Raw genomic sequence first — 25,580 nt, forward strand, 5'->3', positions numbered from 1 at the left:
TTTGTAAAAATTTTGTTGTGCTAAAATGGAAAGTGAGTTTAACTACGTATGTTATTAGAGAAGGGGAAATCAATGAAAGCAGAAATCATTGCAGTCGGAACAGAATTATTACTGGGACAAGTAGTGAATACCAACGCCACCTTTTTATCAGAAGAGTTAGCTGCGCTAGGCATCGATGTTTACTATCAGACCGTTGTTGGCGATAACGGCGGCCGCTTAGAAACGCTACTAACAGAAGCAGAACAAAGAAGTGATTTAATTGTCCTTTGTGGAGGGCTAGGACCTACAGAAGACGATTTAACCAAGCAAGTTGTCGCACAACATCTCCATAAATCATTAGTAGAAGATCAAGAAGGATTGAACCGCTTGCACCAGTTTTTCCAACAGTCTAAGCGGCCAATGACGGAAAATAATCTACGACAAGTGTTAGCCATTGAAGGTGGACAAGTTCTTCAAAACCCGACAGGATTAGCGGTTGGTTCTTTCGTAACAGAAGGCACAACAAGCTATTTGCTCTTACCAGGGCCGCCCAATGAATTAATTCCGATGTTCCAACAAGCGGCACGACCTTTATTGATTGATGCGTTTCCACAAGAAGAACAATTGATTTCAAGAGTCTTGCGTTTTTATGGGATTGGTGAATCACAGCTGGTGACCGAGATTCAATCGTTGATTGCGCACCAAACGAATCCAACCATTGCGCCTTATGCTAAGCCTAATGAAGTGACACTTCGTTTAACAGTTAAAACAAAAGACTTAGTAGCTGGCGAAGAATTATTAACAGCGACGGAAGAAAAGGTTTTAGCTAAAGTGGGAGACTATTTTTATGGGTATGGGGATGACAATAGTTTAGCCAAGGTAACAGTGGATTTGTTATTACAAAACGGACAAACCGTCACGGCTGCTGAGAGCCTCACTGCTGGCCTATTCCAAAGTACACTGGGGGAAATTGCGGGTGCTTCGAAGATTTTTAAGGGAGGCTTCGTGACGTATTCGCAAGAAACAAAAGAGAACTTTTTAGGAATTTCTCATGAACTTTTAGAAGAACATGGCACGGTAAGTGAAGCGTGTGCCAAAGAAATGGCAGAGAAAGCGCGTCAGTTAGCTAAATCTAACTATGGTTTATCATTTACTGGGGTCGCTGGTGACCCAATCGAAGGTCAACCGACAGGCACTGTTTGGATTGGGCTGGCGGAAGAAGGCCAACCAACCGTTGCAGAATGTTTCCATTTTAACCGTGACCGAAATTATATTAGACAGAGTGCGATTATGCGAGGGTTAGATCTTTTGCGGCGCCGAATCATTAATAAAAAATAAATATGCGAATGTTTGTTCGGTTTTTTCTTGCTTTTTTGGTACAAAAGAGATATGATAGACCTACTAACAGGAAATGAAAAATAAGTTTATATAAATTAAAGGAGGATTATCCATTGGCAGATGATCGTAAAGTGGCTTTAGATGCCGCACTGAAAAAAATTGAAAAGAACTTTGGGAAAGGTTCTATTATGAAATTAGGCGAAAAAGCTGATCAAAAAATTTCAACTATCCCTAGTGGGTCTTTAGCGTTAGATGTTGCATTGGGCGTAGGTGGGTATCCACGTGGCCGAATTATTGAAGTATATGGTCCTGAGAGTTCAGGTAAAACAACTGTTTCTTTACACGCAATTGCAGAAGTGCAACGAAATGGTGGAACAGCCGCTTTTATCGATGCTGAGCATGCATTGGATCCTCAATATGCGGAGAAACTAGGCGTTAACATCGATGAATTACTTTTATCTCAACCAGATACGGGCGAGCAAGGCTTAGAGATTGCCGATGCCTTAGTTTCAAGTGGTGCGATTGACATCGTTGTCATCGACTCGGTTGCTGCGTTAGTTCCTCGTGCAGAGATTGATGGTGAGATGGGAGCGAGCCATGTCGGCTTACAAGCTCGACTAATGTCTCAAGCACTACGTAAATTATCAGGCTCAATTAATAAGACAAAAACAATTGCTATTTTCATTAACCAAATTCGTGAAAAAGTTGGCGTGATGTTCGGAAATCCTGAAACAACTCCTGGTGGACGTGCATTGAAATTCTACGCAACGGTTCGTCTAGAAGTCCGTCGTGCAGAACAGTTAAAACAAGGAACAGACATCGTCGGTAACCGCACAAAAATTAAAGTCGTTAAAAACAAAGTGGCGCCACCATTTAAAGTGGCAGAAGTTGATATCATGTATGGCCAAGGTATTTCCCAAGAAGGCGAATTACTAGATATGGCTGTGGAAAAAGACCTTATCAGTAAAAGTGGTGCTTGGTATGGCTACAAAGAAGAACGAATTGGCCAAGGCCGTGAAAATGCCAAACAATACATGGCGGATCATCCTGAAATGATGGCAGAAGTGTCTAAATTGGTCCGTGATGCATACGGCATCGGTGACGGTTCAACCATTACAGAAGAAGCAGAAGGTCAAGAAGAATTACCCTTAGACGAATAAATAACGAGTGAATACGACTCGTTAAGAAGAAGGACAACACTTACTGAACAGAACAGGTGTTGTCTTTTTTTGTTTCCTAAGGATAGGAAAAATATTTATTTGTAAGCGGATACAAGTTTTTTCTATAATTAAGACACAAAAAAGAAAGTGGTGGAGAAAATGAAAAATATTTTACTAATTTGTGGTTCGGGTGCATCAAGTGGATTCATGGCTGCAGCGATTAGAAAAGCTGCTAAAAAAAGACAGATTGAAGTGACAGTTAAAGCGACAAGTGAATCTCAACTGGATGAACGTATAAATGAAATTGATTGTTTGTTAATTGGACCACATTTAGCTTATATATTAAATGATATTCAAGAGCAAATGGCTGAGAAAAAAGTGAAGGCTATGGTTATTCCACAAGCTATTTATGGAAGCTTAGATGGAGAAAAAGCCTTAGACCTAATAATGACAATGGAGGAATGAGTGAATGAAAAAAATTATGGATTTTATGATGAACTCTTTCGCGCCGAAAGTGAATAAAGTAGTTAAAAATCCTTGGATTTCTGCTATACAGGATGCAATTATGGCGGCTCTTCCATTGGTTTTTGTAGGTTCGTTAGTTACAGTGGTCTCTTTGTTAAAAAATCTCTTTCCAAGCATGCCGGATTTTTCAATGATTAGTAATTTTTCTTTTGGAATGTTTGGGTTAATCGTTTCGTTTATGATTCCTTATTATTTGATGGAGAAGAAAGGTCATAGCGGACAAAAATTAATAGCAGGTGCTACTAGCATTGTTTTGTTTATGATGTTGCTCTTTCCAACGTTATCTGAGAAAGGTGAAATTACCTTTATTCTTTCAAGATTTGGTGCAACAGGGATGTTTTTAGCGATGATTACAGGCCTTTTTGTTAGTCTTGTGATGCATTTGGCTGCCAAAAAATCTTTTTTTGATGAAGATACACCAATTCCCGATTTTGTGGTTGGTTTAATAGTCTGCTGCCAATTACCTTTATCTTGTTTGTCGGTTGGTTGATCACTATTCAATTTAAGATTGATTTTTTTGATATCGTTATTCTAATTTTCAGTCCATTAGCAAATATTGTGCAATCATATCCGGGGTTTGTTTTATCTGTGTTTATTCCAGTCTTTCTTTATACATTTGGAATCTCTGGTTGGGTGATGATGCCTGTAATCTATCCGGTTTATATGGCTGGTTTAGCTGCAAATGCGGAAGCTGTAGCGAATGGTGGTCATGCAGTGAATATTGCGACACAAGAAACGTGTTACGCTTTTTCATCGATGGGCGGGATTGGTGCCACATTGTCCTTGTCTGTCATGATGGTTTTACTTAGCAAATCTGCACAACTAAAAGCAATTGGCAAAGCCGTGTTGATTCCTTCAATTTTTAATATCAACGAGCCACTAGTTTTTGGTGCGCCAATTGTCTTTAATCCATACTTGATGATTCCTATGTGGATTAATGCACTCGTTGTTCCATCAATTGCCTACGCTACGATGTATTGGGGATTCGTCAATATTCCTACGCAAAGCTTCTTATTATGGTATATGCCATATCCATTTACCTCTTATTTAGCGACACAAGATATTCGAGCGGTTGTTGTTTGCGTGCTTATTTTTGTCATTACATGGCTGGTATTCTTGCCATTTTTCAAAGCATATGATCAATCACTGCTTAAGCAAGAAAAAGAAGCGCAAAAAGAAGTAATTATTTAAGGTTAAAGGAGAGGTTATTATGGAAGAAAATGAGCAGTTAAATCAGTTATCAATGAATATTTTAATTCATGCAGGAAATGCGAGAGACCATCTAGTTCAAGCGTTAGAAAAATTAGAAGAGACTTCGTATGAGCAGGCACAAAAGGAGTTAATAGAGGCACGAAAAGAAGTCGTTTTAGCACATGGCATACAGACAGATACGTTACAATTAGAAGCTTCAGGAGAACAAATTCGTTACTCGACGCTGTTTTGTCATGCACAAGATACCTTAATGACGGCTCAAAGTGAAATCTTAATTGGTGAGCATTTAGTGAAGCTTTTTAAAAAGTTTAGTCAACAATTATGTCAGGAGGAAAAATAATGTTTAAAGATTATCAGATGCCAAAGGATTTTTTATGGGGTGGCGCAATTGCCGCAAATCAAGCAGAAGGAGCGTTTCAAGTAGATGGTAAAGGCATCAGTTTAGCGGATGTACACAAATACTATCCAGATAAAACAAATGCAGAAATCAGCCAAGAACAAATAAAAGGCATGTCTGTAGCAGACATTCAAGCGAATCTAGCAGATACGGATGGCTACTATCCTAAACGTCATGGGATTGATTTTTATCATACTTATCCAGAAGATTTAGCATTGCTTAAAGAATTAGGTTTCAAAACATTCCGAACTTCTATTGATTGGACACGGATTTTTCCAACAGGGGAAGAAGAAACACCAAACGAAGCGGGATTGGATTATTATGATCGATTAATCGACAAAATCATTGAATTAGGGATGGAACCAATCATCACTATTCTACATTATGAGACACCAATTCAAATTTCATTGAAATATGGTGGTTGGAACAATCGAAAAGTTATTGATTTATTTGTAAAATATGGCAAAGTTCTTTTGGAACGTTACAAAGAAAAAGTAAAATATTGGATTGTCATTAATCAAATTAATCTGATTCAATTTGAGCCGTTTAACTCAACAGCAATTCCTTATGATACAGTGGATAATTATGAAGAAGCAAGTTTTCAAGCGATTCACCATCAGTTTATCGCAAGTGCACAATTAGTTGCGTACGCTAAAAAAATTAATCCCCAAATGCAAATGGGAACAATGGTTGCCGACTGTACTGCCTATCCTTTTTCGTGTAAGCCAGATGACGTCATTTTAGCTATGAAGCGAAATCGAATGGAATACTTTTATACAGATGTTCAATTTCGTGGTGAGTACCCGCAATATGCGTTGAACTATTTTGAAGAACACGGAATTGAGATAGATATTACACTTGAAGATCAACAGATACTAAAAGAAAATACGATGGACTATTTAGCAATTTCTTATTATTATTCACAGATGGTTAATTCAGAAAAAAATTCAATGAATCCAGCATCTGTCACTCCAAATCCAACACTGAAAGTCAATCCTTGGGGCTGGGCAGTAGACCCTCAGGGATTATACAACTCACTTTCTCAATATTGGGATCGTTATGGGAAACCGATGATTATAGCGGAAAATGGGTTTGGTATGTATGATAAAGTGACAGATGGTCAAATCCATGATGATTATCGAATTTCTTATTTATCTGAACACATCCAACAAATGAAAAAAGCCATGTATGATGGCGTAGATGTGATTGCTTATTGTGCTTGGGGACCGATTGATATCATTAGTTGTTCTTCAGCGCAAATGGAAAAACGATATGGGTTTGTTTATGTTGATTTGGATAATGAAGGGAAGGGAACAGGAAAACGTATGAAAAAAGATAGCTTTACTTGGTATCAAAAAGTGATTGCAACCAATGGTGAAGAAATCTAGATTAATTGAAGAAGTTGCTTATTGTTTTAATAAAAAGCAATCGTCTTCTTCTTTTCTTTTAAAGGGATGTGGGAAGGTTGGAAAGTAAGCAAAGAGAGATAATACTTTTTTTAGAAAGTCAGCAACATCATTGGGTGACAGCCAAAGAGTTAGCAGAATTTTGTGGCTGTACAACAAGAACAATTCGCAACCGTGTCGCAAAAATCAATGAAGCCTACCCAGAAGCTATTTTGTCTAGTCAACGGGGCTATCGTAGAAATGATCAAATTTCGATTTTACAGGAAACGCCCAGTAAGGAACGAAAAGCTAGAATTTTTCTTGAACTATTAAAACATTCCTCTGAAGGAGTGAACCTGTATGATTTAGCAGATTGTTTATACATTTCTGAATCAACCGCCAAAAATGACCTTCAACAATTAAAAGAAGAGTTAGCAAATCAACAAACAACGATTTGTTTTAAAGGAGCGAATATTTGGTTAACAGGAACAGAACGCGCTAAACGGCAATACATGGTTTCATTATTATATGCAGAAAGTGATTTTCAAGAAAAATTGACCCGTAGTGTACGGGAAATGATTGGCTATATTTCGTTAGAAGAGTTAGAGGAAATGATTCAACAAACTTTTTTTAATTATGAAAGAAGGTTAAACCAGTATGTCTTGAACAATATTGTTTTACATTATGCGATTAGCATTGAGCGTATCCGACAAGGCCACACCTTGTTAACGAAACCAAAATTAGCAGAAAATCACTCAGAAGAATATCAAATGGCCAAAGAAATTGCCCTACGTTTAGAAGAAACTTACGACATTCTATTCTCGAAAGAAGAGTTAGCGCAACTTTCGTTATTATTTGTAGGAATTCAAAAAGAACACACAGTGAATAGTGAAAAAACACAATTACAACAGATTGTGAATCCGAAAATTATTGAAGTGTTAGAAGAAGTTTTACAAAAGGTTGAGCAAATCTATTTTATTCAATTGAAAAACAAAGAGTTTTTCAATAAATTAGCAATTCATTTACAGGGACTATACGATCGTTCAAATGTTGAAGCTTTTACAAGAAATAGTCGTTTATGGGACTTAAAGACAGGCTATCCTTTGATTTATGACATTTCTGTTTACATTTCTTCCTTTATTCAAGAACGTTTAAATATTTGGTTTACAGAAGATGAGATTTCTTTTATCGCTTTACATCTTGGCTCATTTTTGGAAAGTCAGCGAACAGAACAGCAACCATTTCTCCTTTTACTGGTGGTGGAGGATTATCATAATATGCGTGAAGTGCTTCAGAAAAAACTTCAAGAACATTTTGGAAATCAAATAAATATACAAGTCGTTCGTCAGACCAATATTGATCAGAAAAAATTTGATTTGCTAGTCACTACTAATCGTAGGTTAGCCACAAAATATGAAGGAGCAATCTTTATTCATTCCTTTATTACAACAAAAGAACTGCGGAAAATTGAAAATCGAATGTATCTTTTAAAAGGACAAAAGCGAAAGCGGCAGATGGAAATAAGAACAGATCAGTTCATTGCTAAGGAGTTATATTTTAGCCAGATTGATCCAGCAGATTTAACCCCTGAAATGTTACTTGATCAAATGATTCAACGAATGAGTATACAAAAATATTGTTCGAGTGATTTTAAAAAAAGTGTGAAAAAACGAGAACAGCTTTCTCCAACAAGCTTTCCATCAGGTATCGCTGTCCCCCATGCTATTGATCGAACAGCAGAGAAAAGTGGTATTTCAATCATGACCTTACAAGAGCCTATTCGGTGGGCCAATTATGAGGTGAAGTTGGTGGCTTTAGTAGCAATTCGTCAAGAAGACGCACCGATCTTTGATGACTTTTTTGAAAAATTTATTGAAATCATGTCCGAACCCATCCACATCAAGCAGCTTAGTCAAACAGCAGACTATGCGGCGTTTGTTCTAAAATTTAAACAATTCGTGACGGCGGAAACCTAAAAATGTGACGTTGTCTAATATTTGCTGCCCTTTCCAAAAGAAAGGGCTTTTTTAAGTTGACACCTTTCACGACAAACATTAGAATAAAATTGTGTGTATGCACAAATATGCAAGTAGGCATATTGATAATTGATTTTAGTTTATCAAAAAACTACAAGATATGAATTAACAAAAAGATAGTATGGAGGTGGAAATATGGTTTTAAATATTCTCCTCGCTATCGTCGGTTTGATTGTCGGTCTTGGTTTAGGATTTGTTATTGCAAAGTCACGTCATGATAAAGCAATAAATGGTGCAAAAATTTCAGCGTCGAGTATTCTCGAGAACGCTCGGAAAGAATCAGAAACACTGAAAAAAGAAGCATTGCTAGAAGCTAAGGAAGAGAACCAGAAGTATCGTTCAGAAATTGAAAGTGAGTTGAAAGAAAGCAGATTAGAACTTAAATCTCAAGAAAATCGTTTAATTCAACGGGAACAAACGTTGGATCGTAAAGATGACTCTCTTGAAAAACGTGAAGGCTCACTGGAAGAAAAAGAAGAGAAACTTGGTGCTAGACAGCAATTAATTGATGAGCGAGAAAAAGAAGTAGAAAACTTAATTAATCAGCAACATCAAGAATTAGAACGAATTGCTTCCCTTTCAAAAGAAGAAGCAAAATCGATTATTATGAAGTCAACAGAAGAAGAGTTGAATCATGAACTAACCTTGATGGTCAAGGAGTCAGAACAACGTGCCAAAGAAGAATCTGATCGCAAAGCGAAGAACTTGCTTTCCCTAGCAATTCAACGTTGCGCCGCCGATTCTGTTTCTGAAACAACTGTTTCCGTGGTCACTTTACCAAATGATGAGATGAAAGGTCGCATTATTGGTCGTGAAGGACGTAATATTCGTACATTGGAAACATTAACAGGGATTGACTTAATCATTGATGATACGCCAGAAGCGGTTGTGTTATCCGGATTTGATCCAATCAGACGAGAAATCGCTCGAATGACCTTGGAAAAATTAATCCAAGATGGTCGGATTCATCCCGCTCGTATCGAAGAAATGGTAGAAAAATCACGTAAAGAAATGGATGAACGGATTCGTGAATACGGAGAACAAGCAGCCTTTGAAGTAGGTGCTCATACGTTACATCCTGATTTAATTAAAATTTTAGGCCGTTTACGTTTCAGAACAAGTTATGGTCAAAATGTCTTGAACCACTCAATCGAAGTAGCAAAACTGGCTGGCGTTTTAGCCGCCGAATTAGGCGAAGATGTTCAATTAGCCAAACGTGCAGGTTTACTACATGATATTGGGAAAGCATTGGATCATGAAATTGAAGGTTCTCACGTTGAGATTGGCGCAGAATTAGCTGCGAAATATAAAGAAAATTCAGTAGTTATTAATGCCATTGCCTCGCATCATGGTGATGTGGAAGCAACCTCAGTTATTTCTGTTTTAGTGGCAGCCGCAGATGCGTTATCTGCAGCCCGTCCAGGTGCACGTAGTGAATCGTTAGAAAACTACATTCGCCGCTTAGAAAACTTAGAAAATATTTCTAATAGTTTTGAAGGCGTTGATTCAAGTTTTGCTGTTCAAGCAGGACGTGAAGTTCGTGTCATGGTGAAACCAGAAGAAATTTCTGATTTAGAATCTGTTCGTTTAGTTCGAGACATTCGGAAGAAAATTGAAGATGACTTGGATTATCCAGGACATATCAAAGTAACGGTTATCCGTGAAACACGTGCCGTTGACTATGCGAAATAAAATAAAAAGCGAATAAGTATCGCGTGTAGTGTCTCAACGAACAATTGCAAGGATTGTTCGTTGAGACACTTTTTTTAATCTTTTAAAACCAAAACTTTCTTTTCAAAGCGAAAACAACTATAATAAACAAGAGATGTTAAAAAGAGAAGAGGAACCTTTTTGCGTATATTATTTATAGGAGATGTTGTCGGTTCTTTAGGAAGAGAAGCCCTAGCAACGTATGTCCCTAAATTAAAGAAGAAATATCGTCCACAAGTGACCATTGCCAATGGTGAAAATGCGGCATCTGGTCGGGGAATTACTGGCAAGATTTATAAGAAATTTTTGCAAGATGGTGTCGATGTTGTTACGATGGGTAACCATACGTGGGACAACAAGGATATCTTTGAATTCATTGATGATGCGAAGAAAATGGTTCGTCCAGCGAACTTTCCAGAAGATGTGCCTGGTCAAGGAATGGTTTTTGTGAAAGTCAATCAATTGGAACTAGCGGTGATTAATTTACAGGCCCGCACATTTATGGTGCCATTGGAAGATCCTTTCAAGAAAGCCGCCGAGCTAGTGGCTATCGCTCGCAAACGGACACCGCTCATTTTTGTGGATTTTCATGGCGAAACGACAAGCGAAAAACAAGCCATGAGCTGGTTTTTAGATGGCCAAGTTTCAGCCGTTGTTGGAACACATACGCATGTTCAAACAAATGACGCTCGGATTTTACCGAAAGGGACAGCCTTCTTAAGTGATGTCGGTATGACCGGTCCTTATGATGGGATTCTAGGAATGAAGCGTGAACCGATTATTGAGAAGTTTATGACAGCATTGCCGAAGCGCTTTGAGGTAGTCGAAACAGGGCGGACAATTTTATCTGCCTGTATTTTAGAGATTGATGACCAAACGGGCCAAGCGAAGATGATTGAGCCGATTCAGATTAGCGAAGATCGCCCGTTTCAAGAATAATAGAAGAAAAGTTAATCTCGGATCATTAAGAGGTTAACTTTTTCTGCTCTTATAGAAAAAGTGCCGGTGAAAGATGAAGGTGAAAAAAATGGAGCCGTTGAATTTAGATGCACAAAGTAATAAAGAATTAGAAAAATTGTTACATTTAATTGGACAAGATGAAGTCATTCAGCGCTACCAAGCGATTGAAGAAAAGGTAAAGAAAAACAAAAAGCTGACAGAATTAGTGGAAGAAATTAAAGCTGCGCAAAAAGATGCGGTTCAATTTGCTCACTATGGCAAACCAACTGCTGAAAAAGAAGCCATTCAACGAGCTGATGCGAAAACAAAAGAATTTGATGAGCACCCACTCGTTGTAGCCTACCGCGAACAACTGATCGAAGCCAATGACTTAGTCCAACATGTCACGGCGCTCATTCAATACCGCGTGAACGAAGAGCTAGAGAAGGAAGGGAATTAAATGCCACAAAAGACAAAAAATACACCCATGATGGAACAATATTTATCCATTAAGGCCCAATACAAGGATGCGTTTTTATTTTATCGCTTAGGTGATTTTTATGAATTATTTTATGAAGATGCTATCAATGCAGCGCAAATCTTAGAATTGACGTTAACCAGTCGTAACCGCAATGCGGATGATCCGATTCCTATGTGTGGCGTTCCTTATCATGCCGCGCAAGGTTACATTGATACGTTGATTGAGCAAGGCTATAAAGTAGCGATTTGTGAGCAAGTGGAAGATCCAAAGACTACCAAGGGCATGGTCAAACGAGAAGTGGTCCAGTTGGTAACGCCAGGAACGGTGATGAATAGTAAAGGCTTGGAAGCCAAAGACAATAATTACTTAACCGCTGTGCTAACAGATGGTAATCAGTTCGGTTTTGCCTATGTAGATTTGAGTACAGGCGAATTAAAAACAGCAGTCTTGGCTGATGAAGAGGGCGTTTTGAACGAAGCTTCTGCGTTGCAAACAAAAGAAATGGTCCTAGGTTCAGGGATTCCTGAATCGTTAAAAGAGAACTTAAGTTTACGTTTAAATATCATCTTTTCGACACAAGAAACGGTGGAAGAAAATGCCGAGTTTAGTTTTTTAACCAATGAACTGATTAATCCATTAGAAATTGAAATTACAGGCAAATTATTATCTTATTTATCCGTTACCCAAAAGCGGAGCTTGTCCCATATTCAGAAAGCTGTGGAATATCAGCCAGATCATTTCTTGAAAATGGATCATTATTCTAAATTCAATTTAGAATTGAGTCAGTCGATTCGAACAGGACAGAAAAAAGGGACTCTATTGTGGCTATTAGATGAAACGAAAACAGCTATGGGCGGCCGTTTATTAAAACAATGGTTGGATCGTCCGCTGATTCAGGAACGTCAAATTAAGACGCGTCAAGAAATGGTGCAATCCTTATTAAATGCCTATTTTGAACGCTTAGATTTGCAAGCAGCATTGACGAACGTGTATGATTTAGAGCGGTTAGCAGGACGCGTGGCATTCGGCAGTGTGAATGGGCGTGATTTAATTCAATTACGGACCTCTTTAGAACAAGTACCAACGATTCGACAGTTAATTGTCGGGATCAATCAAGGGGAATGGGATGATTTGTTAGTCGACTTAAACCCTGTTGAAGATTTAGTGGCATTGATTGCGACGGCGATTAATGAAGAAGCCCCTTTACAAATTACTGAAGGAAATGTTATTAAAGACGGCTATAACGACCAATTAGATGAATACCGTGATGCCATGCGCAATGGTAAGCAATGGTTAGCGGAGTTAGAAGCGAAAGAACGCCAAGAAACAGGGATTAAAAACTTGAAGATTGGCTACAATCGGGTCTTTGGTTATTTCATTGAAATCACTAAGTCAAATTTAGCGAATTTAGAAGAAGGAAAATACGAGCGTAAGCAAACATTAGCCAATGCGGAGCGCTTTATTACGCCAGAGCTAAAAGAATTAGAACGTTTAATCTTAGAAGCCGAAGAAAAATCAGTTGAACTAGAATATCAATTGTTCTTGGCCGTGAGAGAACAAGTGAAAACGAATATTGATCGATTGCAAACACTGGCTAAAACCATTAGTGCGGTTGATGTTTTACAATCTTTTGCAACAATTAGTGAACGGTATCAATACGTTCGACCAACGTTAAGAAGTAACACGAAAAATTTGGCGATTGTCGAAGGACGACACCCAGTCGTGGAAAAAGTTTTAGGGCACCAAGAATACATTCCAAACAGTATCCGCATGAACCCAGAAACAGATATTCTCTTGATTACTGGACCAAACATGTCAGGGAAAAGTACCTACATGCGTCAATTGGCTTTGACGGTGGTCATGGCGCAAATTGGCTGTTTTGTACCAGCGGAAAGTGCTGAAATGCCAATTTTCGATCAAATTTTTACACGGATTGGGGCCTCTGATGATCTAATTGCAGGGCAAAGTACCTTTATGGTAGAAATGATGGAAGCCAACCAAGCACTGCGGCACGCCACGCCTAACAGCCTAATTTTATTTGATGAATTAGGACGCGGCACAGCAACCTATGATGGAATGGCGCTAGCGCAAGCCATCATTGAATATATCCATCGTGAAGTACAAGCCAAAACGCTATTCTCTACACATTATCATGAACTAACTGTTCTAGATGAAACTTTAAAAGGCTTGAAGAATATTCACGTGGGCGCTGTCGAAAAAGATGGCGAAGTGGTCTTTCTTCATAAAATGATGGAAGGACCTGCTGATAAGAGCTATGGGATACATGTTGCTAAAATCGCTGGTTTACCAAGTCCGCTTTTAGAACGAGCAGCCACCATTTTATCCGCTTTAGAAGCGGAAGAAACAACGATTCCAAGTTCAGTTCATCATGAAGAAGTTTCAGAAGTCCATGAAGAAACCGAGCAACTTTCATTATTTAAAGAAGTTTCAACAGAAGAATTAAGTGTCATTGACACATTGAAGAAAATGAATCTATTAGAAATGACACCACTAGATGCGTTAAACATGCTTCATCAATTGCAAAAACGTATCTAATTAGGAACCGAACCGGTTAGGAGGTCGTGAAATGGGGAAAATTCAAGAACTATCCGAACAACTAGCCAACCAGATTGCTGCTGGTGAAGTTGTTGAACGTCCCGCTTCTGTCGTCAAAGAATTGGTGGAAAATGCACTGGATGCAGGAAGCACCCAAATTGATATTTTTATTGAAGAAGCTGGCTTGAAAACCATTCAAATTATTGATAATGGTGAAGGAATTGCCAAAGAAGATGTACTGAATGCCTTCAAACGCCATGCCACAAGCAAAATTCATACAAGAGATGATTTGTTCCGAATTCGCAGCTTGGGGTTCCGAGGCGAAGCCTTACCAAGTATTGCCTCAGTTTCTGAAATGATTGTCGAAACTGCCACAGCTGAGGAAGAAGAAGGCAGCTATGTGATTCTAAAAGGGGGCAAGGTCGAAGAAAACCGACCAGCAGCACTCCGTAAAGGCACAAAAATGACCGTTTCTAATTTATTTTATAATACGCCCGCTCGTTTGAAATACGTCAAAACGATCCAAACGGAATTGGCCAATATCGGTGACATTGTCAATCGTCTGGCGTTAAGCCACCCTAAAGTCGCTTTTCGCTTGGTTCATGACGGCCACAAAATGATGAGTACAACAGGCAATGGTGATTTAAAACAAACGATTGCCGGGATTTATGGCATTAGTACCGCAAAGAAAATGTTGAAAATTGAAGGAAAAGACCTTGATTTTACTTTGACAGGGTATGTTTCATTGCCAGAAGTCACACGGGCCAGCCGTAACTATTTATCAACGATTATCAATGGTCGTTATATTAAAAATTTCGCGTTAAATAAAGCAATTGTAGCCGGCTATGGTTCGAAACTAATGGTGGGGCGTTTTCCAATTGCTGTGTTAGAAATTGAAATGGATCCGCTGTTAGTCGATGTCAATGTCCATCCTACTAAGCAAGAAGTTCGTTTAAGTAAAGAAAAAGATTTAATGGCATTAATTGAACAGGCGATTCAAGAAGTGTTGAGCCAAGAACAGTTGATTCCCAATGCGGCAGACAATTTGCGTTTTAAAAAGAAACTACCGCCAGAACCTAAAGCCGAACAAATGGAAATTCCTTTATCGACTGAACAACCTGCGGTAAAACAACGACCGGGCAGCTTAAGCTATAATCCCGCAACGGGTCGCTTCTATGCGGAACATGCGACAGACGAAACACCAGCCTCAAGCGCCCCTGAAGCTGTCAACCAGACAGAAAGAGCAGTGGACCCAATGGACGATCCATTTGCGCCGCCAGTGCCAGAATCAACGAGTGTAGCGGAAGAAACGTCAGCTTACGAAACCTCTTCGGCAGCTGCTGATTCCGCAAATCATTGGGAAACAGCTAGTAATGAGCAACAGGTAATAGCCGAAGAAACGAAAATAACTGAAGTATCTGATTCAGAACCTTCTCTGCGTTCATCAGAGGCTGCTGACGAGGTTTTCCAAGAAGAAATGAAACTTCACCCAGAATTCGATGCCAATAGCGCTGCGAGTCAAAGAGAACTGAAACAAGCCCTGAATAAGTTGGAAGAAGAACGACCAACAGAACGTTTTCCTGAGCTAGAATACTTCGGTCAAATGCACGGAACTTATTTATTCGCACAAAGCAAAGATGGCCTGTTTATTATCGACCAACACGCTGCCCAAGAACGAATTAAATACGAATACTTCCGTGAAAAAATTGGCGAAGTCAGTGATGATTTACAAGAACTATTGGTACCAATCGTTATTGATTATCCAAATAGCGATGCCTTGAAAATTAAAGAGCAGAAAGAAACCCTTGCGGAAGTCGGCATCCATTTGGAAGACTTTGGACAAAATAGTTTCATTGTGCGGGCGCACCCAACTTGGTATCCTGCAGGCGAAGAGGAAAGCATTGTTCGCGAGATGATTGACATGTTGCTAACAACTGGCTCGGTCAGCGTGAAAAAATTCCGTGAAGCAACCGCCATTATGATGAGCTGTAAGCGATCCATCAAAGCCAATCATTACCTCAATGAGCAACAAGCACGCGTGCTATTAAAAGATTTAGCCTTGTGCGAAAATCCGTTTAATTGTCCGCATGGACGTCCGGTGCTGATTCATTTTACGAATTCAGATATGGAACGAATGTTTAAACGCATTCAAGACCCCCATTAAAAAGAAACGAGGCGTCATCATTTTATGCAAATTATTTTAGCATCCCAATCTCCTCGCCGTCAGGAGTTATTAAAGCGTGTGGTCCCAACTTTTACGATTGCACCAGCCGATATCGATGAAACTGTTGGCAAAGACGGCTTACCAGCAGAATATGTGGCGCAAATGGCTGCCCAAAAAGCAGCGGCTATAGCAGAGCAATCCCCCGAAGCACTAGTCATTGGCTGCGATACAATTGTGGCATTGGCGGGAGAAATCCTCGGCAAACCCACTTCTCGGGAAGACGGTTATCGCATGTTGCGCCTTCTAAGTGGCAAAACACATAACGTGTATACAAGTGTGACGTTGAAACAAGGGGAAAAAGAACGCTCCGCGACAGTTCATTCAACCGTGACGTTTTATCCACTGACAGACACGGAAATCCATGCTTACTTAGACACCGCAGAATATGCCGACAAAGCAGGCGCTTATGGTATCCAAGGACAAGGAGCATTACTAATTGAAGCAATCGCTGGCGATTATTACGCCATTATGGGCTTACCAATTGCCAAAGTAGCCCGACTGCTAAAAGAATTCAACTAATAAAAGACAGTCCTTTTCATTCGTCAAAAAGAGAAAGGACTGTCTTTTACTATGCAAACTATTAGGTGCCTGTTTGGCAAACGTGGTATCATTGAACCCAATAAATTGAACAGAAGAAAAGGAGTGGACAGAATGACAAAACCAACAGAAGAAGAATTAAAACAAACCTTGACGGATCTTCAATATGCCGTCACACAAGAAAACGCAACAGAACGCCCTTTTTCAGGAGAATATGATGACTTTTACCAAGACGGAATCTATGTAGATATTGTTAGTGGCGAACCGTTGTTTAGCTCCCTGGACAAATACGATGCTGGTTGCGGCTGGCCATCCTTTACCAAACCAATTGAAAAACGTGGCGTCAAAGAAAAAGCTGATTTTAGTCACGGCATGCACCGAGTAGAAGTTCGTAGTCAAGAAGCGGATTCACATTTAGGGCATGTTTTCACTGATGGCCCACTCCAAGAAGGCGGCTTACGTTATTGCATTAATGCGGCAGCTTTGAGATTTGTGCCAGTGGCAGATTTAGAAAAAGAAGGCTATGGCGAGTACCTTTCTTTATTCAAATAATCCTCATTTTTTAGACAAATACGATAAAATAGTTAGAAGAAAGCGACTTTTGATGAATATCTTGTATGAAATACAGAAAATCTCTTGATTTATTTGGCTAGGACTACTATTATTTTAGAAGGAAAGTATTGTTCAGTTTTAACGAATTGGCTGAAATAGAAAGTGGAGGTTCTAATGTCGAAACATTATTTTGATCCAAGATTGAAAATCTTTTCTTTGAACTCTAATCGTCCCTTAGCAGAAAAAATTGCGGATGCTGTGGGTGTGGAGCTAGGAAAGTGCTCTGTAACACAATTTAGTGATGGCGAAATTCAAGTGAATATTGAAGAAAGTATTCGTGGTGCACATGTTTACGTCATTCAATCAACAAGTAGCCCTGTTAACGATAACTTAATGGAACTATTAATCATGATTGATGCGTTAAAACGTGCGAGTGCTAAAACAATTAACGTGGTTATGCCTTATTATGGGTATGCACGTCAAGACCGTAAAGCACGTGCCCGGGAACCAATCACTGCTAAACTTGTTGCAAACATGATTGAAAAAGCTGGCGCAACAAGAATGTTGACATTGGACTTACATGCGGTCCAAATTCAAGGATTCTTTGATATTCCAGTGGATCATTTGATGGGTGCACCATTAATTGCCGATTACTTCATCGAACACGGCATTCAAGGCGATGACGTCGTTGTTGTTTCCCCTGACCATGGTGGTGTAACGCGTGCGCGTAAATTGGCAGAATTCTTAAAAGCACCAATTGCGATCATTGACAAACGTCGTCCAAAAGCGAACGTAGCAGAAGTAATGAATATCATTGGTCATGTGGAAGGCAAAACATGTGTCTTAATTGATGACATGATTGACACAGCGGGGACAATTTCTCTTGCTGCAAACGCATTGAAAGAAGCCGGAGCAAAAGACGTTTACGCTTCTTGTACACATCCCGTTTTATCAGGACCAGCCTTACAACGTATTGAAGATTCAGCAATTGAACGCTTAGTTGTAACAGACTCTATTTACCTATCTGATGATCGTAAAATTGCTAAAATTGACGAAGTCAGCGTTGGTGAATTAATCGGAGATGCGATTAAACGTATCCACGAAAACAAACCAGTTAGTCCGTTATTTGAAACAAAAAATAAATAATTATAAAAATCGCCCACATCATTTTTCTGATGTGGGCGGTTTTTTCTCTAAATCATTTTATCTAAAAATATATTGTAACCTGAATATTTATTAGGCATTCATGATATACGATAAGTGTAGAGTAGTTAAGGCGGAGGCAAGCGCAAAGGAACATGCGCTTTGCGACGAGCATCGCAACAAAGTGAGAAGCGTAGGAGCAGAGACTTTCCTCTTTCGGTGAGGTGGTGCGTATGAGCGTACTTCCAAAATTTACAGAAAGGAGAGGCCTTTTGTCAGCATATGAAACAATTCAGACGATCCTAGGGTTTGGTATGTTTACCATTTCTTTGATTGCGCTGATTGTGAAATTGCTTAAAAATGACAAGAAAAAATAACCGTCTACTTTGACCAGTACGGTTATTTTTAAATAATACAATTGGTCACCGTCTCAAACGGCTCTACATCAGAGAGGTATGTTGACGCATCTCTCTCTTTTCATCTACATTCTAGCATAGATACAATGTAGATGAAAAGAGGTGCCTGCTGCTAAAGGTTCTTGTCATTCTTTAGCGATTGAGCAGTGCATCAACGCTTAGTTCAGTCATTTCAGAAACTTGCATGTCGGCTCCGATTAAGGGTTGGCTGGCCGACAAGCCGACGGCATAGATGCCCGCGGCTTTCAAGCCGTCAATGCCTGATTGGGCATCTTCAAAGCCAATGGCGTTTTGCGGTAGCACGCCAATACTGTCAGCGGCGGCTAAAAAGATTTCAGGATCAGGTTTGCCTTTGCTTAAGGAGTCGGGATCGACAATTGTGGCGAAGTATGCGCGCACGCCTAATTTTTCCAAAATCAGGGGCGCATTTTTTGACGCCGAAGCCACGGCACAGGGGATGTGTTGTGCTTGAGCTTGCTGTAGCAATGGCACGACACCAGGTAAAACATCTTCTGTTGTTAAATGTTCTAATAATTGAACGTAGTGGTCATTTTTTTGCTGAGCTAAGGCTTCTTTTTCTGCTGGAGTAAACGCATTTTCACGGTGGCCATGAGCTAAAATGCGGTCCAAGGAATCCATCCGACTAATGCCTTTTAATGTTTCGTTGAAGGTTTCGTCAATGGGAATACCTAGCGAATCGGCCAACGCTTTCCAAGCTTGATAATGAAATTTGGCGGTGTCTGTAATGACACCATCCAAATCAAAAATAAATCCAATCGTCATTGTGGTTCGCTCCTTTATTGATAATGTACTTCTTTTGGTCGTTCGGCGGTTAACGGAATCAACGCGCCCTGAACCAATAATTGTGTGTCTTTATCTGCTGTAATCGTGACACTGGTTTGTGTTAATGAAAATTGATAGGTCACGCCTTGATGAATAAACTGGAAGGCCAGCAATTGCCAATGTTCAGGTAAGTTTGGACAAATTGATAACTCGTTCTGGCGCGTGTCAACGCCTGCATACGTCGCTAAAGTAACGTGGATCGTCGCAGCCATGACTCCTGTATGAATCCCTTCAGCGGTCGTGCCACCTTGAATGTCACGATAATCGGAATACAACGCTTCTTGATAAAGTTGCCAAGATAGCTCATGGAATTGCGCCATTTCTGCCAATTGGGCATGAACAATTCGTGACAAAGTCGAACCATGAGACGTCCGTTTTAGATAATACAAAAGATTTTTTTCCAAATAATCCGCAGGCAATTGATACCCTAAATCTTCTAAAATTTGATCCACCCGAGTTTTGTCTAAGTTGTAGAACAACATTAACGTGTCGGCTTGTTTCGCCACTTTGTAATCATCGGGAGATTCCCCTTCGGCTTTTAAAATTCGATCCATGCGGTAAATATTGCCGTATTTCTCTTTCATCGCCGCCCAGTCAATCTCTTTTAAGCCGAAATACCCTTCATATTGCGCAATAATACCGTCAGAATTAACTTCAATTTCCAGTGAATTTTGAATTTGTTGCATGCGGGCTAAATCAGCCGAAGTGGTCTGCGTTTTGGCAAAAAGTTGTGCCTGTTCTTCCTCAGAGAAAAGTGCCAAAATGTTGGTTAATTCTTCGAATAGCCAAACCACCATCAAATTCGTATAGGCGTTGTTTTTCAAGCCGCTTTCCGTTTGGTCTGGATAGCCCTCGTGAAACTCATCAGGTCCCATCACTTTATCAATAAAGAACCGTCCTGTTGCGTCATCTAACGTCGCAGCGCTGTTCCAAAATTGAGCGATTTCTAACAACATTTCGCCGCCATATTGTTTCATAAATTCATGATCCTGTGTACTATGCCAATACAACCAAGCATTGTAAGCAATCGCTAGGGACACATGCCGTTGCAGAATACTATGATCCTCGCCCCAATGTCCATTCAACGGATTTAAGTGAAGCTTTTGCGTGGTTTCACGCCCATCACGTCCTGATTGCCACGGATACATTGCGCCACGATACTGGCTGGCCGCCGCATTTTCCTTCGCCTTCTCTAATCGGTGGTAGCGATACAGCAACAATTGTTTCGCTGTGTCAGGATAATGTTGAATATAAAAAGGTAAAATAAAAATTTCATCCCAAAAAATATGTCCACGATACGCTTCACCATGCAAGCCTCGGGCGGTAATCGAGACGTCCAATGCTTGGGCTTGGTTACTAAAAGGCGAAGCCGAAGCCAGCAAGTGATAACTGTGAATCCGTAAAAGTTTTTGAGACATCAAATCGCCTGTCACGGTAATGTTGGCTTGTTGCCAAAGGGTTTGCCAAGCGCGGGCGCTTTCCTGAGCGGCGGCCGCAAAAGAGTCCCTCGGCGTAAACGGTACTTGCCAACTTTGTTCGGCGTGGCTGGCTTGCACAAAGACTTGTTTTTCTAGCGTATAGCGCGTTCCTTGGTGCGCCATCACGGTCACCACTTGGGCGATTTTTTCCGCTTCTTCTTGAATCATAATGGCCTCTTTTTCAAAAAAATCACCGGTTATCAAGGCCGTTTCTCGGACGCTCAAGTTGGATTGATTGGTACAAACCTCAATCACGGTTTTGTTTTCCTGCGCGCTTAATGCTGTCACCTGAAAATGTTTGGCTGTTAAGTTGCGATACCGCGCCACGTTATAGTTGTAGACACTGCCATCCGTGACGGTTTTCAAAGTAATCGGGGCCGAAAAGTTTAACGGCTCAAACGTATATTGCAGATGATAGTCATTCGGCTGTGCCATATTGGCGATTTTTTTCGTCGTTAATTTAATTTGCTGATTGTCCGCATCTTTCAAAATCATTTCTGCGACAAACAATCCCGTTTTCAAGTTCAATTGACGGTGTAATTGTTGTAGCGTGTCTGGAGAAATCGTTAACCAGTCAGTGGCATCGCCAATTTTTAAAGCGATGTGTTGGTTGTCAGGAGCATTGACGAAATCTTCATTTTCCACTACTTGACCCGCAACTTCCGAAGCCGCTGTATTATAAAGCCCCGCAATGTAGGTCGCTGGATAATGATCATCAGAAATCGTCATCTCAGGTGTCGTGCCGCGCAAGCCTAAAAAGCCATTGCCGACAGTTAACAGGGACTCCACCGCATATTCATTTTTCCCAGGCACGTAGCCATAATAGTCCAAATGCCAAGCCAAATACTGCCGTTTTTCTTCAAATGCTGCCAGCAGGTTTGGTGCCGCCGCTTGTTCGGCTGCCGTTAAAAGTGGTGTGTTCAACTGTTCCGCGAATGCTTGAATCACCGCTTGCGGAACCAGCGCCAACGTTTCCTCTGGCGAAAAGAAATCCGCTGGGAAATCAGCCACAATCCCCCCCAGAATCGGCGCAGCCTCTGCCACAATCAATTGGCACAGTTCAGGAACCGTTTCTTCGATAGTCAAAGCTTCAAAAGGGAACGTTTTTTGGTGAAGCGGTTCCAATTTATGGTTAAAAAAAGTCGTCGTTAGTTGGTTCGTTGCGAATGTTAATTCTAAAATAGTCATGTTTGGCGCCTCCTTATGAACTTGTATAGACATGTTTCGTTTGACTACAGTATAGTATGAACGAATCAGAATTACAAGGATTTTCCCTAGATTCTTGGGAAAACTTTTCCAGAAGGGGGCAGCAACCGACTGTGCTGGGTCCGAAAAAAAGGCGGTCAAGCAGTGGTTTGGCTGGGGGAGTTTGTGGCGTAAGCAAGGCAGAAAGTGCGGGGGATTTTTCTGACCAGCTCTAGGTTTTTCGGAGGGAATATGCTATGCTTTTAGAAAAGAAATTGTTGGTAGAGGAGGATCGGCATGAACAAGTTTCATGACATATTTTTAGAATTAGAACAACAAATTGTCCAAGGCGACTATCAGCCAGGCGATTTATTACCTAGTGAAAATCAATTAGTGGAAACTTACAATGTTTCCCGTGAAACAATTCGGAAAGCCTTGAATTTACTGATTAACGCTGGCTACATTCAGAAAAAACAAGGCAAAGGCTCGATTGTGCTCAACTTTAAAAAGTTTAATTTTCCTATTTCAGGGGTGACCAGTTACAAGGAGTTACAACAAACGCAACATATTGAAAGTCATACTCATGTGGTTTCCTTAGAAGAAATTCCTGTGGAGCGCAACTTGGCTCAGTTGACTGGTTGGACGGAAGGGGCCCCTGTGTGGCGCTTAGTTCGGCAACGGGAGATTGAAGGGGAAGTCGATATTTTAGATATTGATTACTTGATTAAAGAGATCGTCCCAGAACTGCCGAAGCACCGTGCCGAAGATTCGATTTTCGATTATCTGGAAAACGACCTTGGCTTGGCGATTAGTTATGCCCAGAAAGAAATTACCGTGGAACCGCTCACAGAGATGGACAAGCAGCTGATTGGTGAAGTGGAAGGCAATCATGTCGTCGTGGTCCGCAGTATCATGAACTTGGAAGATACCCGCTGTTTTGGCTATACGGAATCTCGTCACCGCTTAAACAAATTTAAGTTTGTGGAATTCGCCCGTCGCCGTAAATTGTAAGTCTTAGTGACGAACAAATATAAAAACGGCTGTCATTAAATAAAAAATTACGGGTTTTTTGCTGCATCTGCGAATAAATGTATAAGATTTTAGGAGAAAACGTCACAAAGTTAGAGTTTGACCTCTACTTTGTGACGTTTTCTCGTTGTTTATTAAAGCATTTTTTCGGAAAAACCATTAAATAACAGCCGAAAATATCAATAAGTGTTGAAAAAAAGCCTTTAAACTAAGGGGAAACGTTGCTTTTAAAGGAAATGTTGTTTTTTTGCAAGAACTGTTCAATATTTAAAATCACAGACAAGGGGGAATCTTGTATAATAAAGCCATAGCTTCAGCAGCGCCAAAGAAACAACTAGGGCGCACTGGAAATTCAGGATGTTAAAGGAGATGTACATATGAAAAAGAAAATAATGGCAAGTTTATTGGTTGGTAGTGCCGTAGTTGGCGCAAGTTTGGCACCACTGTCGGCACAGGCTGTGACGACAGGGAATACACCTGTGCAAGCGGAGTTTGAGGGAGGATCATTACCAGATATTGGTGGAGATCCGAATACAGTAAGACCTGACCCAGGAGCTACAAATAGTAATTTTGATTTACTATTTATTCCAAGGGAATATGATTTTGGTAAGCTTTCTATTTCAGATGATTTGACAAAATCTATTCCTAATAAGAATGATGTAGGTACTAACGGACATGTAGAAGCTGTTGGTGTAGGTGATTTACGGGGAACAAAAGAAGGTTGGCACGTTACCGCGCAATCAAACGGAATGAAGTTTGACGAAGAGAGTTTAGAAGGAAATATTACAACTAGTAGTAATTCTTTATATCCACTCGAATATGACGTGGTAAATAATTACTTTAGGATTCTAGATTTTACTTTCTTAGACCCAAATACGAGTCCAAATCTTGTTAATTCTGATAATTGGACACTGGATTTAGGTGGTGATGCTGTTCTTGTTAGTAATGCCTCTGTAGGTAAAGGTCAAGGATTATGGCAATTTACAATGTTCCGTACTTCTCTAAATATCACCACCCCAGCCTACGAAATCAAAGCAGGCGCCTACACAGGCAACATCACTTGGAACCTCGTCGCAGGACCATCAATCTAAATACAAGAAATGAAAGAATCAAGTACAGAACAGCAGTCGTCACTTTTGCTGTTCTGTACTTTATAGACGAATTGAAAACAAAGGAGCGTACATAGATGAAAAAGAAAATCATGGCAAGTTTATTGGTTGGTAGCGCTGTAGTTGGCGCAAGTTTGGCACCACTTTCAGCACAGGCGGTGACGACAGGGAATACGCCTGTACAGGTTGAGTTTGGTGGGGGTGTGTTGCCAGACCACGAGGATAATACTGGTGGAATTGTGGATCCAGACCCAACTAAACCAAATACAGATTTTGACTTATTAGCCATTCCAAGAAGTTTTGACTTTCCTCTTGCAAAAATTAATGATGATTTATCTGCTATCAAAGCAAATTCAATGACATACAGAGCTCTTATGGTAGGCGATGTACGTGGTACTAAAGAAGGGTGGCATGTAACAGGTGAACTAATGAAGATGAATAATGGAACAGATGAACTAGCGGGTGATATTAACTTTGGGTTACAAGGTTACTATGCACAATATATTACTGATCTTACTCAAGAACCTTATTATGGACTAGCTGCTACTTTAAATGGTGTAAGCATTGCTAATGATCCAACAGCTCCTGATTTCAGTGGAACAAGCATGAAAATTGGTGGTGGCGCCACTGTATTAATGAATGCCACTGTTGGCAAAGGGCAAGGAACTTGGGCAGGACGTTTCGGAGATATGACATTAAATGTTACCACACCAATGCAAGAACTTAAAAAAGGCGCCTACACAGGCAACATCACCTGGAACCTCGTCGCAGGACCATCAATCTAAGTCCAAACAAAAAAGTCATCCCCTCAGGATGACTTTTTACTTATTTCTCTGTGACGGTGCTGTCTGTTTTGACAGTTTCAGCAGGCGGTGTTTGCGCCGCTAGCAAGTCGCGAATTTCTTTTAAGTAATCTTCGCTCGTTGGTACCACTTCTTCTTCTGCCGCTTCTTCTTTTTTGCCGCGGTTTTTCATTTTGTTGGCCGCTTTGACAATCAAGAAGAGGACGAAGGCCGTAATTAAAAATGTAATAAGTGCACTAATCACGCTACCAATATTGAATTCAACGCCTTCGACTTTATAAACAAGGGCACCCAATGCATCGTCGGCACTCTTTTTCCCAGTCGTCAAGACAAAAATCAGACTAATCAACGGGGTAATCAAGCCTTCCACCACTTGTGTCACAATCGCTGTAAACGCACTACCAATGACAACACCAACGGCTAGGTCTAAGACACTCCCGCGCATGATAAACTCTTTAAATTCTTTAATCATTCTTTTTTCCCTCCTCACTTTAAAAACAGTATACCGAATCTTCTTGAAAATTTGAACTGAAAAACTCTTAT

Annotated in this window: 21 protein-coding genes and 1 pseudogene; 19 read left to right on the forward strand and 3 right to left on the reverse strand. The window is 40.2% G+C overall.

The window, feature by feature from the left end; all coding sequences use genetic code 11:
• The first annotated feature begins 72 nt into the window (after positions 1-72).
• From IGL80_RS01555 to pepG1, 16 genes and pseudogenes are all read left to right on the forward strand, one after another.
• Positions 73-1,317, forward strand: a complete 1,245-nt coding sequence (locus IGL80_RS01555; protein WP_002359002.1) for a competence/damage-inducible protein A — start codon at positions 73-75, stop codon at positions 1,315-1,317.
• Between the two features lie 113 nt (positions 1,318-1,430).
• Positions 1,431-2,477 (forward strand): recombinase RecA, encoded by a 1,047-nt coding sequence (recA, locus tag IGL80_RS01560; RefSeq protein ID WP_002354860.1) that lies wholly within the window; start codon positions 1,431-1,433, stop codon positions 2,475-2,477.
• A gap of 159 nt (positions 2,478-2,636) precedes the next feature.
• A complete protein-coding gene (locus IGL80_RS01565; RefSeq protein WP_002359003.1) occupies positions 2,637-2,942 on the forward strand; it encodes a PTS lactose transporter subunit IIB in 306 nt (101 codons plus the stop codon).
• A gap of 4 nt (positions 2,943-2,946) precedes the next feature.
• Positions 2,947-4,193 (forward strand): annotated as a pseudogene (locus IGL80_RS01570) (PTS sugar transporter subunit IIC).
• 19 nt (positions 4,194-4,212) lie between these two features.
• A complete protein-coding gene (locus IGL80_RS01575; RefSeq protein WP_002359005.1) occupies positions 4,213-4,554 on the forward strand; it encodes a PTS lactose/cellobiose transporter subunit IIA in 342 nt (113 codons plus the stop codon).
• Entirely contained in the window at positions 4,536-5,999 is a 1,464-nt protein-coding gene (locus IGL80_RS01580; protein ID WP_002404788.1) for a glycoside hydrolase family 1 protein, read from the forward strand. Before IGL80_RS01575 ends, IGL80_RS01580 begins: the two co-directional genes overlap by 19 nt.
• Before the next feature lie 68 nt (positions 6,000-6,067).
• The gene (locus IGL80_RS01585; protein ID WP_002404789.1) at positions 6,068-7,972 is read left to right on the forward strand and encodes a BglG family transcription antiterminator; all 1,905 of its coding nucleotides are present in this window, start codon (positions 6,068-6,070) and stop codon (positions 7,970-7,972) included.
• A gap of 195 nt (positions 7,973-8,167) precedes the next feature.
• Entirely contained in the window at positions 8,168-9,724 is a 1,557-nt protein-coding gene (rny, locus tag IGL80_RS01590) for a ribonuclease Y (RefSeq protein WP_002354863.1), read from the forward strand.
• 159 nt (positions 9,725-9,883) lie between these two features.
• A complete protein-coding gene (locus tag IGL80_RS01595; protein WP_002354864.1) occupies positions 9,884-10,681 on the forward strand; it encodes a TIGR00282 family metallophosphoesterase in 798 nt (265 codons plus the stop codon).
• Positions 10,682-10,754: 73 nt separating this feature from the next.
• Positions 10,755-11,141 (forward strand): RicAFT regulatory complex protein RicA family protein, encoded by a 387-nt coding sequence (locus IGL80_RS01600; RefSeq protein WP_002359008.1) that lies wholly within the window; start codon positions 10,755-10,757, stop codon positions 11,139-11,141.
• Positions 11,142-13,718 (forward strand): DNA mismatch repair protein MutS, encoded by a 2,577-nt coding sequence (gene mutS / locus IGL80_RS01605; RefSeq protein ID WP_002359009.1) that lies wholly within the window; start codon positions 11,142-11,144, stop codon positions 13,716-13,718.
• A gap of 31 nt (positions 13,719-13,749) precedes the next feature.
• A complete protein-coding gene (gene mutL, locus IGL80_RS01610) occupies positions 13,750-15,882 on the forward strand; it encodes a DNA mismatch repair endonuclease MutL (protein WP_085366626.1) in 2,133 nt (710 codons plus the stop codon).
• A 24-nt stretch (positions 15,883-15,906) separates the two neighbouring features.
• A complete protein-coding gene (locus IGL80_RS01615) occupies positions 15,907-16,461 on the forward strand; it encodes a Maf family protein (protein WP_002359011.1) in 555 nt (184 codons plus the stop codon).
• A 132-nt stretch (positions 16,462-16,593) separates the two neighbouring features.
• Positions 16,594-17,031: a peptide-methionine (R)-S-oxide reductase MsrB gene (gene msrB / locus IGL80_RS01620; RefSeq protein WP_002354871.1), complete on the forward strand. Its 438-nt coding sequence runs from the start codon at positions 16,594-16,596 to the stop codon at positions 17,029-17,031.
• 174 nt (positions 17,032-17,205) lie between these two features.
• Positions 17,206-18,177 (forward strand): ribose-phosphate diphosphokinase, encoded by a 972-nt coding sequence (locus IGL80_RS01625; protein WP_002381060.1) that lies wholly within the window; start codon positions 17,206-17,208, stop codon positions 18,175-18,177.
• 230 nt (positions 18,178-18,407) lie between these two features.
• Positions 18,408-18,551 (forward strand): type I toxin-antitoxin system toxin PepG1, encoded by a 144-nt coding sequence (gene pepG1, locus IGL80_RS01630; RefSeq protein WP_156194032.1) that lies wholly within the window; start codon positions 18,408-18,410, stop codon positions 18,549-18,551.
• A 171-nt stretch (positions 18,552-18,722) separates the two neighbouring features.
• Here pepG1 and pgmB read toward each other — a convergent pair whose 3' ends face one another.
• Together pgmB and IGL80_RS01640 are read right to left on the reverse strand one after the other, a co-directional pair.
• Positions 18,723-19,373: a beta-phosphoglucomutase gene (pgmB, locus tag IGL80_RS01635; protein ID WP_002359015.1), complete on the reverse strand. Its 651-nt coding sequence runs from the start codon at positions 19,371-19,373 to the stop codon at positions 18,723-18,725.
• A gap of 14 nt (positions 19,374-19,387) precedes the next feature.
• A complete protein-coding gene (locus tag IGL80_RS01640) occupies positions 19,388-22,132 on the reverse strand; it encodes a glycoside hydrolase family 65 protein (RefSeq protein ID WP_002404790.1) in 2,745 nt (914 codons plus the stop codon).
• A 261-nt stretch (positions 22,133-22,393) separates the two neighbouring features.
• Between IGL80_RS01640 and treR the strand changes: the two genes are divergently transcribed.
• The 3 genes from treR to IGL80_RS01655 all read left to right on the forward strand — a co-directional run bounded on the left by treR (position 22,394) and on the right by IGL80_RS01655 (position 25,019).
• Positions 22,394-23,107 (forward strand): trehalose operon repressor, encoded by a 714-nt coding sequence (treR, locus tag IGL80_RS01645; RefSeq protein ID WP_002354877.1) that lies wholly within the window; start codon positions 22,394-22,396, stop codon positions 23,105-23,107.
• A gap of 395 nt (positions 23,108-23,502) precedes the next feature.
• Positions 23,503-24,216 carry a WxL domain-containing protein gene (locus tag IGL80_RS01650; RefSeq protein ID WP_002354879.1) on the forward strand — a complete coding sequence of 238 codons (714 nt, stop codon included), beginning with the start codon at positions 23,503-23,505 and terminating at the stop codon, positions 24,214-24,216.
• Between the two features lie 95 nt (positions 24,217-24,311).
• Positions 24,312-25,019, forward strand: coding sequence for a WxL domain-containing protein (locus IGL80_RS01655; protein WP_002359017.1), 708 nt, complete (start codon positions 24,312-24,314; stop codon positions 25,017-25,019).
• A 40-nt stretch (positions 25,020-25,059) separates the two neighbouring features.
• On the opposite strand, the gene mscL is transcribed toward IGL80_RS01655, so the two are convergent.
• Positions 25,060-25,509 (reverse strand): large conductance mechanosensitive channel protein MscL, encoded by a 450-nt coding sequence (mscL, locus tag IGL80_RS01660; RefSeq protein WP_002359018.1) that lies wholly within the window; start codon positions 25,507-25,509, stop codon positions 25,060-25,062.
• Between the last annotated feature and the right edge of the window lie 71 nt (positions 25,510-25,580).

It is taken from the genome of Enterococcus sp. DIV2467a, assembly GCF_050532945.1.
GTDB lineage: Bacteria > Bacillota > Bacilli > Lactobacillales > Enterococcaceae > Enterococcus > Enterococcus faecalis.

Coding starts and splice junctions, on each gene's coding strand:
- IGL80_RS01555 (WP_002359002.1), top strand. CDS start 73: ATGAAAGCAGAAATCATTGCAGTCGGAACAGAATTATTACTGGGACAA.
- IGL80_RS01565 (WP_002359003.1), top strand. CDS start 2,637: ATGAAAAATATTTTACTAATTTGTGGTTCGGGTGCATCAAGTGGATTC.
- IGL80_RS01575 (WP_002359005.1), top strand. CDS start 4,213: ATGGAAGAAAATGAGCAGTTAAATCAGTTATCAATGAATATTTTAATT.
- IGL80_RS01580 (WP_002404788.1), top strand. CDS start 4,536: ATGTCAGGAGGAAAAATAATGTTTAAAGATTATCAGATGCCAAAGGAT.
- rny (WP_002354863.1), top strand. CDS start 8,168: ATGGTTTTAAATATTCTCCTCGCTATCGTCGGTTTGATTGTCGGTCTT.
- IGL80_RS01600 (WP_002359008.1), top strand. CDS start 10,755: ATGAAGGTGAAAAAAATGGAGCCGTTGAATTTAGATGCACAAAGTAAT.
- mutS (WP_002359009.1), top strand. CDS start 11,142: ATGCCACAAAAGACAAAAAATACACCCATGATGGAACAATATTTATCC.
- mutL (WP_085366626.1), top strand. CDS start 13,750: ATGGGGAAAATTCAAGAACTATCCGAACAACTAGCCAACCAGATTGCT.
- IGL80_RS01615 (WP_002359011.1), top strand. CDS start 15,907: ATGCAAATTATTTTAGCATCCCAATCTCCTCGCCGTCAGGAGTTATTA.
- msrB (WP_002354871.1), top strand. CDS start 16,594: ATGACAAAACCAACAGAAGAAGAATTAAAACAAACCTTGACGGATCTT.
- IGL80_RS01625 (WP_002381060.1), top strand. CDS start 17,206: ATGTCGAAACATTATTTTGATCCAAGATTGAAAATCTTTTCTTTGAAC.
- pepG1 (WP_156194032.1), top strand. CDS start 18,408: ATGAGCGTACTTCCAAAATTTACAGAAAGGAGAGGCCTTTTGTCAGCA.
- pgmB (WP_002359015.1), bottom strand. CDS start 19,373: ATGACGATTGGATTTATTTTTGATTTGGATGGTGTCATTACAGACACC.
- IGL80_RS01640 (WP_002404790.1), bottom strand. CDS start 22,132: ATGTCTATACAAGTTCATAAGGAGGCGCCAAACATGACTATTTTAGAA.
- treR (WP_002354877.1), top strand. CDS start 22,394: ATGAACAAGTTTCATGACATATTTTTAGAATTAGAACAACAAATTGTC.
- IGL80_RS01650 (WP_002354879.1), top strand. CDS start 23,503: ATGAAAAAGAAAATAATGGCAAGTTTATTGGTTGGTAGTGCCGTAGTT.
- IGL80_RS01655 (WP_002359017.1), top strand. CDS start 24,312: ATGAAAAAGAAAATCATGGCAAGTTTATTGGTTGGTAGCGCTGTAGTT.
- mscL (WP_002359018.1), bottom strand. CDS start 25,509: ATGATTAAAGAATTTAAAGAGTTTATCATGCGCGGGAGTGTCTTAGAC.